At 45.2% G+C, this 12746-nt stretch carries 9 protein-coding genes; 3 read left to right on the forward strand and 6 right to left on the reverse strand.

Translation table 11 applies throughout. The annotated features are described in order from the left end of the window. Positions 1-105 precede the first annotated feature (105 nt). Positions 106-2940 carry a COR domain-containing protein gene (locus NIES208_RS17745; RefSeq protein ID WP_075894322.1) on the reverse strand — a complete coding sequence of 945 codons (2835 nt, stop codon included), beginning with the start codon at positions 2938-2940 and terminating at the stop codon, positions 106-108. A 57-nt stretch (positions 2941-2997) separates the two neighbouring features. Further along, complete coding sequence (locus NIES208_RS17750; RefSeq protein ID WP_216349434.1) at positions 2998-3309, reverse strand: hypothetical protein; 312 nt, start codon at positions 3307-3309, stop codon at positions 2998-3000. Positions 3310-3459: 150 nt separating this feature from the next. On the opposite strand from NIES208_RS17750, the gene NIES208_RS17755 reads away from it, so the two are divergent. After that, on the forward strand, positions 3460-3648 hold the full coding sequence (locus NIES208_RS17755) for a hypothetical protein (RefSeq protein WP_075894324.1): 189 nt from the start codon (positions 3460-3462) through the stop codon (positions 3646-3648). Positions 3649-3771: 123 nt separating this feature from the next. On the opposite strand, the gene NIES208_RS17760 is transcribed toward NIES208_RS17755, so the two are convergent. Continuing rightward, the gene (locus NIES208_RS17760; RefSeq protein ID WP_075894325.1) at positions 3772-4512 is read right to left on the reverse strand and encodes a HEAT repeat domain-containing protein; all 741 of its coding nucleotides are present in this window, start codon (positions 4510-4512) and stop codon (positions 3772-3774) included. 185 nt (positions 4513-4697) lie between these two features. Here NIES208_RS17760 and NIES208_RS17765 point away from each other — a divergent pair, with 185 nt between their 5' ends. Next, positions 4698-4934: a NifU family protein gene (locus tag NIES208_RS17765; RefSeq protein WP_075894326.1), complete on the forward strand. Its 237-nt coding sequence runs from the start codon at positions 4698-4700 to the stop codon at positions 4932-4934. Positions 4935-5139: 205 nt separating this feature from the next. Here the strand turns inward: NIES208_RS17765 and ppc are convergent, their stop codons facing one another. After that, the gene (ppc, locus tag NIES208_RS17770) at positions 5140-8127 is read right to left on the reverse strand and encodes a phosphoenolpyruvate carboxylase (RefSeq protein ID WP_075894327.1); all 2988 of its coding nucleotides are present in this window, start codon (positions 8125-8127) and stop codon (positions 5140-5142) included. A 155-nt stretch (positions 8128-8282) separates the two neighbouring features. Then, positions 8283-8462 carry a hypothetical protein gene (locus NIES208_RS17775; protein ID WP_225875347.1) on the reverse strand — a complete coding sequence of 60 codons (180 nt, stop codon included), beginning with the start codon at positions 8460-8462 and terminating at the stop codon, positions 8283-8285. A gap of 158 nt (positions 8463-8620) precedes the next feature. Between NIES208_RS17775 and NIES208_RS17780 the strand changes: the two genes are divergently transcribed. Beyond that, positions 8621-11614: an SGNH/GDSL hydrolase family protein gene (locus tag NIES208_RS17780; RefSeq protein WP_075894329.1), complete on the forward strand. Its 2994-nt coding sequence runs from the start codon at positions 8621-8623 to the stop codon at positions 11612-11614. Here the strand turns inward: NIES208_RS17780 and cofG are convergent. Next, the gene (gene cofG / locus NIES208_RS17785) at positions 11577-12605 is read right to left on the reverse strand and encodes a 7,8-didemethyl-8-hydroxy-5-deazariboflavin synthase subunit CofG (RefSeq protein WP_075894330.1); all 1029 of its coding nucleotides are present in this window, start codon (positions 12603-12605) and stop codon (positions 11577-11579) included. The two genes, NIES208_RS17780 and cofG, sit on opposite strands and share 38 nt — an antisense overlap. Positions 12606-12746 lie beyond the last annotated feature (141 nt).

Below are 12746 nucleotides of genomic sequence, written 5' to 3' on the forward strand. Positions count from 1 at the left end.
CGTGTCTCCTTTTCTCTAAAGAATTTTGGCTACATTCTTATCCATAACTGACGTTGTGTTACTCACCAAAAAACGCCTTCATCGGTCACAAAAAGTACTAATTTCTCAAGAGTTATTTTTTAGCAGACTATTGATGACATTACCAAGTAGCGGTAATTGTTTAAGCACTGCCTGAATCAATACAACGGTGGAGGTATCCCTTAGTTGTTCGGATGAGCGCAAGGTAAATACACCCGTAGTCACATAAACCAAAATTAAACCAATCAAGGCGATCGCCAACTGAACGATGGTCAAGGTTTTCGCAAGGGTGAGGACAACACCGAGAGAAATCAGCAGCAAAAAGGCAAAGATTGAAGCATTAACGAAAGTGCTGGGAAGTTTTGGGTCGGGCTTGGGCTGAGAATTTTCAGAATCAGTCACGGGATTTGGGGTAATAGTGACGGTGCTATCTCTAATCGTAATGTCTCTAAGGAATTCTGCGTCTCTCGCCGGAGAAGGCAGATTGCTCATTGGGTCATAAATCCCTTCGATTAGTCCCTTAACGTCAACTCCTGCAAAGCTATAGCGACATTCAATGGTTTTGCGATTGGCGGCGATCGCCCTCTGGATATCCTTTAGCGGAAAAAGATAGGGATTAGATTTGGGTTTACACTGGGGACAGTTGCAGGGAATCAGTTTATCAACTTTCAGACCATGGAAAGAATCATGGATTTTGTCTAGTTCATGGAAAATGATCGTTAATAAATTACGCCGATGGTCGCCGCGCACTCGAATGGTGATTCTACGTTGAGGCAGGTTTTCGATCACCTCCGCATCAGTATTATCTTTCGTGAGAATGACACCGCTACGCCACACTAAACCTTGATTTTTTATTAGTCGGTTCATCACCACAATAAAACGGCTAATAATTCCCTTTGGCATAAACTCATAGTCGTATTCAGCAACAAGATTATTTTTATGTTTCCAGCCATAGTTCGGTTGTTGGGGGTCAAGAAGTTGAGGCGAAATATAGTTATTTGCAGTTTCTGTAATGCGGTAACAAAGCTGGAACTTTAGCATCAATTGCAAGACTTCATCCTGCATATTTTCAAAGGCAGTATTAATCGCAATCAGGCTCAGATCTTTGCGACTAAATGTGCCATAGTTCTCAATAATTTCGGGGTGGTCGAGGATTTGATAAACAGCATCGGTCGCCCATTCGGGACTGAGAATCACGGTTTTATTGAGCAGTGGGTCATCCTGAAAATGCAGAATAATGCCAAGGTCATGGAGATATTGGCTCAGGGAAAGTTTATCGGTATTTTCTTTAAAACCAAAGTCATCACATAGTTCGAGATAGCTTTCTATGGTGATGTAATTGTGTCCATCAGTTTCGAGGAAAGTTCGCAGATTTGTCCAAGTTTTTGGCAGTGGGTCGCCGATGTGGTCTAGAGTCTGGAGATAGGCTTGAATTTTATTGACGAGTTTGGGGATTTCTTCGCTCTTTGATAAATCTAGGGAAATTATTTCTTTGATATTTCGGAACTGTCCCCGCAGGGCATTTTCATTAATTTTGCGTTTGCGTCCAAATTTTTCATTGAGCAGAATAATGGCAGGACTTTTCTTACCAAGGAGCTGGATAATATTAAGCCAATAGTCAAAGTCGGTATCTTCTTTGCGTTCGTTGGCAACGAGAATATAAAGGGATCTTTCTGTTAGGAAAAAGCGGTGGGTCGCATGGTAAATTTCTTGTCCACCAAAATCCCAAATATTCACCCGAAAATCATTGTCTCGATACGAAAAAATGTATTCGTGGATATCGATGCCGTGGGTGGTGTCTTCGGGTTGAAGTTCGTAATGTTGATCGAGAATTTTATTAGCCAAGGTTGTCTTGCCTGCGCCTGCTTCACCCACAATTAAAAGCTTCGCTTCGTAGAGTTTGGCAATGCCTTCTTCTCGGATTTGTTTGTAATAGTTCCGAATGCCCTCTAAACCCTGCTCAAAAACAATTTCTGGCGGCGGAACTTCAATTGGATTGCGACGAACATCAAACTTTTCTAGCTTTGGAAGTTGGGCGATCGCCTCTGGCACTTCTTGTATTTGATTTTTGCAAAGATTTAGGTTTTCTAAGTTTTTCAAGTAGGTAATACTTTCTGGGATTTCAGGTATTCTATTTCTATCGATATAGAGTTGACTAAGATGTTCTAAATTTAAGATGCTTTTTGGAAATTCAAGTAGGCTATTATTAGCAATATCTAGTTTATATAAGTGACTTAATTTAGCTATATCTTCAGGTATTATACTTATCTGATTGTTATTGAGGAAAAGTTCTTGGAGTGAACTAATCTGGAATAGAGAATGTGGTATTTTTTTGATTTGATTTCGATTGAGATTTAACTTTTTTAAGTTGCTAAGGCAAGAAATAATATCGGGAATGACTCTAAGGTTATTACTACCTAAGTGCAAAATTTCAAGATATTTAAGTTCTGCAACTTCATCCGGAATATAAGTTATTAAATTACGTCCAAAATCGATGTGTGTTAAAGATTGAGCATGAGATATTTCATTTGGTATTGTCGTTATTTTATTTCCATTAACGGAAAAGCTGGTGAGTTTTTTTGAGTAGAAAAAGACTTCTGGAATCACCTGTATTTTGTTCTTGCGAAGGTCGATTTTCACCAAGTTTTTCAACTGGGATATAGATTCAGGAATCTCATTTATTTTGTTATGGCGTATAGAGATTTCTGATAGGTGCTGTAGATGTGAAATTTCTTGAGGGATTTCTCTTATTTTTTGATAGTTTATTCGGAGAGCTTTTAGAAAAGTTAATTCGTAGATTTCTATTGGAATAGCATCTAGATTTCCTCGATTATTACGTGGAGCGCTTAAATCTAGTTCCGTCGAACCTTTGACTTTAACCTCTTCTATTTTGTCTAGCACCCACTGTGGCGTTTTGCTCATTTATTTTGTCTCGCTCAATCTCTCAAAGTACCCTTATTTGAACAACCTACTCTGTAATCACAAGCCATAACCTGCCATATGATCAGGATTCGTTGAAAGATCTTCTGGTAAATCGTCTCCGATTCCGATTAGATGTGAAGTCAACTCAAAACAAGATGAATTAACTTGAACGTATTTATCGTGGTTTTCTGCGCCATTTTTAGGCAAATTCGCTAACTCTTTTTCTGTGAGACCTTCTGCAAAAGACTGAGATAAACCCAAGAGAAAATCTGCTGTAGTGATAGAGTTCCCTGAATTACTATCCGTTTGAGTTGGCTGTCTATCTAATCTTGCCTCAAGGAAACTGACAAAATCTAAAACTGTAACCAAGGACTCCTCAGATGAAGTTTCGAGGCGATGTAACTTGGTTATGATTTGCTCAGTAACACTACTATTACTCATGACTTTCGACTGCAATCTCTAAATCCTATTGCTACCAATTATAGGAGCCAGTTTTAGAGTCTACAGGATTTTCTGCCTATGTCTTCACCACCCACTTCCCAGAATAATTTTCTCGGTATTTTTAGCATTGTGCTGGGGTTTTTCCCGATCGCCGTTTCAACGGGCATCCTGAAAGCAGATCCCTCGACAATTCATGCACCGCTGTGGGTTTTATTTAGTTGTGGCATGGTGTTTGTGACCACGGGCTTAATGATGATTTTCGGGTAGAAATACCCTTAGTTTAACCATCTCTGCGCTGTGATTTGGTTCGTGACAATGGGTTCTGTCGCCTTCGGTGCTCTGCTGTGTGCTGGGTTAGCCGTTTACGCCTTTAGACAATTTCTCAAAAGCCTAAATTAACCCTTCAAATTCCAGCTCTTCGATCATTTGTAAACCGTTGGGGTCACCGACTCTAAGCAAAGCCGCCCGCGCATCATCTTTTACACCAATATCTTCATCTTCCACGAGGGATTCGATCAACGCATCGATCGCCGTCGCATAGATCACATTAGAAGGCATTTCCCGACAAAGCTGACCCAAAGACCAAGCGCAATTACTCCGTACCGCCGCCATCTTGTCCCGCCGCAACCCTGCAATCAGAGGCGGAATCGACTGGACAATGTCTTCATACTCTAGCTTCGCCACCTGCGCCAAACTACTCGCCGCCCACAGACGCACCGCCGAAATGTCCGTTTTCAAAGCATGAATTAGAGGTTCAACCGCCCGGCGATCGCCACAATTTCCCAACGCCCAAACCACACCCTTACGGACATAGCCATTCCAATCATTGGCCAAAAGCTCAATTAAAGTTGGAACTGCCGCCTCAGAAGGATTGCGTCCTAGAGCATAGGCCGCACTAACCCGCGTTAGAGGGCAGCTATCCGTCGTAATAATGTCGATCAAAGGGGCGATCGCCCGTTCATCCTTGTGGTCGCAGAAATACCGCGCCGCGATCATCCGCCGCATTTTGTCCCCATCAGAAAGAGACTCAACCATGGCAGTCGCATCAGGCGGAGCAGCAGCAACCTCCGTATCCTGTACCGGATCACCGAAGGTATCATTAAGTAAATCTAGATCGTTAGGACTTGGCATAATTTAATACCCTACTATTCCTGATATCGCTCGTGCAACTGTTGTTTTTCAATGGATTACGACGTAATTTGAGCAAATATCGCCCCATACCCTCGCTGCAATAATTTCGAAGAGTTGATTATGACAAAAGAGGGAGTTTGAAACTTTATAATAAGGTCACCACACTAGCAATCAACTAAAAAATTATGTCATTAGCCCTAACCACCGAAAACGTTGAAACAACCCTCGACGAACTGCGCCCCTACCTAATGGCTGACGGCGGTAACGTTGAACTCGTCGAAATCGATGGCCCCATCGTCAAATTACGTCTCCAAGGTGCTTGCGGTTCTTGCCCTAGCTCTGCCATGACACTACGTATGGGTATCGAACGTAAACTGCGTGAAGTCATTCCTGAAATCGCCGAAATCGAGCAAGTCTTTTAGGCAGATATCAGACTTCAGATATCAGATATCAGGGATTAATCAGACAAACTAATAATCCATAAAAGCGAAAGACACTTTGCATCGCACAATTTACTAAGTAGACAAAACCCCACCACATGGATGGGGTCTTTTTTTGTCTTGTCACGGAATATTTAACCCATGATTGAATCACTATTGATACCTGAAGTCTGATATCTGAAGAAAACTAGCCCGTATTACGCATCCCAGCGGCGATTCCATTAATGGTTAATAGTGCACCCCGTAGCAACTCTTCTTTGCTGTAACGGAAGTGAACAATGCTGGCTTGAGTTTCGCGGGTATACTGACGCAGACGCTTGAGGAGAGAAACTTGCAAAAATCCGAGGGGCACAATCGTGCCATTTCTCAACTGCACTGAACGCTGGAGGGGGCGATCGCCATCAAGAAGCTCTTCATTTTCTGTAATTTCGAGGATTAATTTACGTGTGAGGTTAAATTCTTCAGAGATCTTATTCAGAATCGGCTGGAAACGTTCCAAATCTGCCGGGTCTGCGAGCTCCCGGACATAATGGCTCGCCATTTCGAGATCCACCTTTGAGAGGGTCATTTCCACCTTCGAGATCACCATACGGAAGAAGGGCCACTTCGAGTAGAAATAGCGCATCAGCTTGAGATTTTCCTCAGGGTCTTGCTCAAAAAATTGCTGCAGAGCTGTGCCAACACCATACCAAGCCGGCAGCAGGAAACGACTTTGCGTCCAGCTAAAGACCCAAGGAATGGCTCGCAAACTGCTGAGATCTTTTTTGCCAGATTTGCGGCGGGCAGGACGGGAGCTAATTTGCAACTGACTAATTTCCGGTAGCGGCGTGACCGACATAAAGAAGTCGAGAAAGTCCGGCTCTTCATAAACTAAAGACCGATAAGCGGCGCGGGACTGTTGGGACAGCTTCTCCATAATGCGATTCCACGGCTCAATATTATCGAAGCCACTGACGAGCAAACTGGATTGGATCACGGCAGTCGAAACACTTTCAAGGTGATAGAGCGCCAAATCAGGGAGCGAATACTTGGAGGCTAAAACTTCCCCTTGTTCCGTAATCTTGATACGGCCATTAATGGTGTTGGGGGGTTGCGCCAAAATCGCGGCATAGGCAGGGCCACCCCCCCGACCAACGGAACCGCCACGACCGTGGAAAATCCGCAGGTCAATGCCGTAGGGATTAGCCACTTCTTGGAGATTTTTTTGGGCTTTGTGAATTTCCCAGTTGCTGCTGAGGAAACCAGAGTCTTTATTACTGTCGGAATAGCCGAGCATGATTTCTTGGAGATCTGGCGAGAGGCGATCGCCAAACACTTCGTCGTAGTTACCATTCTCAGGAGGATTGTAGCCACCCGCCAAACAAGAACGATAAAGCGGAATATCAAACAAGCTGCGCATGATGCCCGGCGCGTTAATTAGATCATCAACCGTTTCAAACAGTGGCGCAATCCTAATGGTGGTTGTACCCGCAACAGGATCGTATAAACCCGCTTCCCGAGCGAGGAGCAAGACCTCAAGGACATCACTAGCCTCATTAGTCATGCTGATAATGTAAGTCTGGCAAATGCCTAGGCCAAACTCCTGCTGTAGCCGTTTCAGAACCTGTAGCGTTTGAATCGTTTCGACGGCCTTTTCCGAAAAAGCCATTTCCTTTGGAATCAAGGGGCGACGGGTTTTAAGCTCTTGCACAAGCCATTCAACCTTCTCTGCATCGGACAGATCGTTATAGGACTTGTCCATGACTCCGAGATAATCCACAATTTCGGCGATCGCATCGGAGTGGCGAGTAGACTCCTGACGAAAATCGAGGCGCGTCAAAATAAACCCAAAAATTTCGACTTGGCAAATGAGCTTATCAAGGGCAGCACAGTGAATATCCGTTTTCTCAAGGCTATTGCGCAAGAGCTGCAAATCCGCGAGAAAATCATTCCCCGCAGCATAAACACGCTCATCAGCGACTTCCACTTTATTTTGCCAAGCAGGCATAGTCGCCAAACGACGATTGCGCTCCAAGGTATTTTCCAAACGTTGCTTAATGTAAGCCAACTTAAGACGATAAGGCTCTTGACGATAACGAATTGCCCAAGTGTCATACACCTCAGGGAAAATAGTTTGCTCCTGCTCTAGGGAATCTAAAATCTCCGGCAGCACATTACTCCAATGCAGCGACAAACTTAAAACATCGGCCAACTGGTCAACGGACTCGATATAACGCTCTAAAACCAGTTTCCGTTGGTAGCAAGCTGTCCGCCAAGTGACATCAGGCGTAACAGAAGGGTTGCCATCACGATCGCCACCAACCCAAGACCCAAAATTACAGAAATTTTTCAGCGGCACCTCAGTATGGGGGAAAGAAGATTTGAGCGCCTGCTGCAACCGCACCGACAATTCCGGCAACGTATCAAACAGCACCTCCTCAAAATAATGCAGCGCATAATCCACCTCATCCAATACCTGAGGCTTAAATTGGTGAAGCTCATCAGTACGCCACCAAAGGCGAATTTCCTCCGTTAACTGCTGCTTAATATTGTCCACTTCCCAAGACACTGCCGGGTCAAAACTGGTTTCCCCGTCCCCAGTACGGTCTAACTTCCGCAAAATCCCCGCGATACGTCTTTGCTTATTCCGAATAGTGTGGCGCACAATTTCGGTGGGGTGAGCGGTAAACACAAGACGAATGTCCAGCTGAGCCAACAGTTTCTGGATTTTTTGAGGCGGCATATTTTGACGCTTGAGGTAAGGAAATAACCAGTTAAATGTGCCGGCTTTTGTGGGGGAAATTTCCTCTAATTCCTCCGATTTGCCATTACTACTAGGGTCAGTACTATGCACTGTGCGACGGGAAAGTTGCTGTTCCCGTTGTTCATAATGTTGCTCAACACTATTAATAAGCTGAAAATAAAGGGCGAAGGCGCGCGCCGCGCTAATGGCATCTTCTAGGCTCAGACTTTCAATTAAGCTTGAAATTTCTTGGGGCGGAAAATTACCGATACGCCCATCTTCAGAACGACTTTCCCGAAGACGCTTGAGACGCTTAACTAGTTTGGGACCACACTCTTTTTCTAGTACTGCTTGCCAAAGATCTTCCACCATTGCGAGGCGATACCGCAGTAGGGATTGGGAGGAGGAAAGAATATCGGCTTCGGCACTGGGAGGTTGCATGATTTGATTCATGGTGTTGGCAGTCTATGGCTAGGATAATCGTATGTTTAAACGGAAATCGGGCAAATCTAATCGATTGTAAGGGGAAAGGTTCTTCGGGGGTAGTATGTCAGGATACTTTGCCTAGGACATCACTTTGTATCTTGGGAAAAACCGATGGTTTACATCTATTCGGGGTCTTGATTTGATTGGTCTTTATCCGGATCTTGAGCTGCGGGAAATGGAAGCGTAGGTAGGCGATCGCCCCGCAAGATTTCTTCACTCCAGCAGCCGAGGGTCACGATTGATTGTGCCAAACTTTCTCCCCACTGATGGGTAATGAGATAAGAAGGAGCGAGTATACTCAAAACAAATTGAGATGGAATCGGCGATTGAACTTTCATCTGCACTCTAGTCTATAAGCCATGTCCATCCTACAAGCGGAATCTTTTTAGGACAATTTTTTTGCGCTTTCGTTTATCTTTGTTGTTATCGACTCACTTTAATTTGTGAAATCCCCAAGCTTATGGTGAATGTGTCACACCGAAAAACCAATCGCCCTCGTCTTGCCCCGATGCTCCATGAAGCGGTGCGTCAGGCGATTCCCCTCGGTAGTCATGTTCATCTGCGAGTGCGATTGCGGGGAAACACGCTCCATTTGCTCTGTGAAACGAATTGTCCGACGGAAAAGGAAGAAATTGTTAGGGCGATTGTTGCTGCGATTCGCCGCGGTGGTACTCCCGTCGTTTTATTGACACCGGAACCGCATGAACCGATCTATCGCCTCATTGTTTATGGGCGTTTAGAGGGCACTGAAAATAGTCTTTGGGTCAAATCGATCAATGTTCTAGAGCTGCTGGAAGAGCCGCAAATTATTGTCCCGAATGATTCTGAGCAGTTGTTGGTGACCTACCAAAGCTTGGCGCGCTCTGGTGCACCGGAGGCGATCGCCCGGTATTTGAGTGATTGTTTTAGCCATTTGGGGGTCGGCATTCAAGCGGATGTTCAGACCTATCCGGCAACGAAGTCTGAAGCTGAAACCAAACGCCTATGGATTACTTGTCAGTGTGACTATAGTCCCGAATATGCGCTACTGACGGAGCCGTTGGTTCAGGAGCTGCGGGAACTACAGATTGAAGGGTTCCGGGATGGTGTGATCCGCTGTCAAATTCGTGGTGAACAAAAACCGGAATGGTTGCTATGGGTTGATCTAACGCCGCCTCAAATGATGTTGCGGGAATGGGGACGCTGGGGTGATACTCAGGCGATCGCCCACCTATTAAACCAAGGCATGGTTGCCCACGGCATTGCCGTCAAAGTCTCACAAAAAAAAGATGCCCTCCATATTTTTTGCTACCCCATCGATCCCCTAGAGCAGAACGAACCCCATAAAAAAACAGCCCTACAAGTTGCCATTCCTATCTTGGAGGATTTAGCACCCCAAGGCGTTCAATCAGCCACTATTTACGGGACATTTAGCGACGACGCTGCCCCGTTATGGGTGGAGTGGCTCCCCCTTGCTGCTCAGATGATGGCCAAGTTACAGCCTTCACCCCGTTCCCTCGCCCGCAACAATAATTTAGAAGCCCTGCTTTTTTTAATGCAGAAGGCCCTTAACCCCAATCTTGCTGATCGTTTGGCCACCGGAGGCATCCGGGTCAAACTCTTCACTAAGGGCAAAATTCTCCACGTGATGACCGAGGCGATCGCCTGTCCGACCAAGGATCAAATGGTAGAAACCCTGATTCCTTTCTTTAAAGACTTAGAAAGTGACCATATCGATGGCGTACGCCTTTACGGCCGCCGCTCTGGTCAGGTCAAAGCCGTCTGGCAACACCGCATTGATCTCGTCGAAATCCCCACCGCCTTTAAAGAATACCCCACCAATCAACATGAGCTTTTAGACACGACCACAGCCATTAGCCCCGACGAAGTCCACTACCAACAGAGCACACCATCTTTACTAGAAGAAATCAATCAAACCCTCCGTACCATTCTCTGCGCCACCAGATTGTGGACACCAGAACAGACAGTTTCTAGCCCCGTCCTAAGCAAACAGTATCAGCAGCCATCGAAGGTTCCCCTAATGACGGATAAAGGCATTCGCGTGGCCTTGGTGTGGGGATTTTTAGGCTTGTTACTGACCGTTCAGATAGATTGGCTCACAGGCCAGTGGCTCAAACAAAATGCACCGGAACAAGTGAACGCCGCCGCCGCCTCAGAGCTAGATATGGCCCTCAATAAAACCTTTAGCCCGGATCCTATAGATTTGCCAGATTTAGAATTGCAAAAGTCTGAGTTTTTTGATCAAGACAGTGCCGGTTTTACCACTGCGGGTACAACGGAACTGATCCTCACCCCCAAGGCAGAATTAGCGAAATTAACCACTGCCCCGAAGGCGATCGCCCCCCCAGAAAAAGCAGAGCATCCTTCCTTTAACAGTCCAATGTTGGATGAAAAACTGGCTTTATATCAAAAACGAGTCCGAGAAAATGGCGTACCCGATATTTTGATCGTTGGGAGCTCCCGCGCCTTGCGAGGCCTTGACCCCTACGCCTTACAAACAGCTCTAGCAAAACAGGGTTACCCGAAGCTCGATATTTTTAACTTTGGCCTCAATGGCGCAACAGTCCAAGTCTTTGACCTCTTGTTACGGCAAATTATTCCCGCCGATCAACTACCCCAAATGATCATCTGGGCAGACGGTTCCCGGGCTTTCAATAGTGGCCGCGAAGACATCACCTTCGATATTATTGTCAATTCTGAGGGTTTCCAAAAATTGCAAGATGGCACCTTCCCCAACCTTTTTCTTAAAGAAAATGAGGCGATCGCCGCAACCGAGGCAGAGGTGAAAGAACCTTTTAATCTCAACAAAACAGCAAATCAATTCTTAGCAGAACTATCCATCGTTTACGAACAAAGAGAAACCTTGAAAAGTAATGTGCTACAAGAGCTTTTTCCACAATTTAATGCCCTTGAGCCTTTAAATGTCGCAGAACTGCCAGAAGAAGATGCCGGAGAAAGTGAAATTCGCACCCTAGAAATTCAAGGCGAAACGATCAATCTTGACGGCTTTCTAGCCCTCTCTCGACAATTTGAACCAGACTACTACTATCGCTATCACCCAAGAGTAACTGGATATTACGACAGCGATTACTCAGAATTTAACCTCGAAGGCGAGCAACACCAAGCCTTTACAGAATTGTTACGATATCTAGATGCCAACCAAGTCAACCTAGTGGTGATTAATCAACCCCTAACCGACCAATATCTTGATCCTGTGCGTGAGCGCTACGAAGAAAAATTTCGCAACTATATGGATCAAATGTCCACCCAAAAAAATCTAAAATTTCTAGATTTCGTCAGTAAAGAAGCTTGGCAGCAACGCTATAAATATTTTTCAGACCCCAGTCACCTCAACCGTTTTGGCGCATCCCAAATGGCACAACAATTAGCTCAAGATCCCCTTTTACAATGGCCTATTACGGCAAATGCGCAGCCTGAGACACCTCAAGATTAGAGCGTCGCAGTTGAGCCACCACCTTTTTGACCGCAGAAGGTAGCCATGCATCAAATTGAGGATATACAGCCAATCTTGGTCTTAACTCCTTTCTCGCCTTTGTCAGTTCCTGTCGAATAATATCTAAGTCTAAATGTTCGTAATCTGGGTTTACTTCGTCTTTAGGCACAATCCCGCCGAGATCTGATGCTCCAGCCTCGACACAACGCAATAACCATTGCAAATCCGCCACAAGGTTTGGGGGAATCTGAATGGCGATCGCCTCTGGCAAAATCTCTCTGGCTAGGGCAATAACCTCTGGTAATCGCTGCGGATCAAAACCAAGGCCGTCGTAAATTTGGTCTGTTCCCGGACTATGGGGCTGCAAAATCACTTCTTGAATATGTCCGTACTTTTGATGCACTGTGGCGATCGCCGCTAATGTGGCTGCCCAATCCCCCTCATCTTCTCCAATACCAAGCAACAAACCCGTTGTAAAAGGAATTTTTAGTTCCCCAGCCCATGCAAGCTGCTGCATCCTTAAAGCTGAATGTTTACTCGGCGCTTGGCGATGCACAGGCAGATCATCCCGCAACTGTTCCAGCATCAACCCCATAGAACCGTTAACCTCTCGCAAACATTGCATTTCAGCAAAACTCAAAGGCCCAGCATTAGTATGGGGCACAAAACCAAAATCCAAGGCAAGCAAGCACAGGTCTTTAATTCGCTGCATGAGGGCAAGTCTACGGGGCGATCGCGGATGAACTTCACCACTCAAGATCAAAATCTCATAAATGCCTAAATTTTCTAAGGTTCTTAATCTTGATGCCGCCTCTTCAAGACCGAGCCAATTATCCCTATTCGGGTCAACACGAAAGTTACAGTAGGCGCAGCGATTAAAACACTCATAGGTCGGAACTAACGTAAATGCAGGACTATAGGTAATCGTGCTTAAGCCCCTTGACGGGTGGCGATCGCCGAACAAATGATAAGCAAAATCTATACTTGACATAACTATGAGCTTTGTTAATTCACTTTACAAAACGCAATAATCACGATAGTATTAATACATAAGGTTTTGCACCTTGATAATTTCATAGCAATCATAAAACATGACTACTACACTACAACAAAGCAGCAATGCTTCATTGTG

The organism is [Limnothrix rosea] IAM M-220, from assembly GCF_001904615.1.
Taxonomy (GTDB): Bacteria; Cyanobacteriota; Cyanobacteriia; order Cyanobacteriales; family MRBY01; genus MRBY01.

Coding starts and splice junctions, on each gene's coding strand:
- NIES208_RS17745 (WP_075894322.1), bottom strand. CDS start 2,940: ATGAGCAAAACGCCACAGTGGGTGCTAGACAAAATAGAAGAGGTTAAA.
- NIES208_RS17755 (WP_075894324.1), top strand. CDS start 3,460: ATGTCTTCACCACCCACTTCCCAGAATAATTTTCTCGGTATTTTTAGC.
- NIES208_RS17760 (WP_075894325.1), bottom strand. CDS start 4,512: ATGCCAAGTCCTAACGATCTAGATTTACTTAATGATACCTTCGGTGAT.
- NIES208_RS17765 (WP_075894326.1), top strand. CDS start 4,698: ATGTCATTAGCCCTAACCACCGAAAACGTTGAAACAACCCTCGACGAA.
- ppc (WP_075894327.1), bottom strand. CDS start 8,127: ATGAATCAAATCATGCAACCTCCCAGTGCCGAAGCCGATATTCTTTCC.
- NIES208_RS17780 (WP_075894329.1), top strand. CDS start 8,621: ATGGTGAATGTGTCACACCGAAAAACCAATCGCCCTCGTCTTGCCCCG.
- cofG (WP_075894330.1), bottom strand. CDS start 12,605: ATGTCAAGTATAGATTTTGCTTATCATTTGTTCGGCGATCGCCACCCG.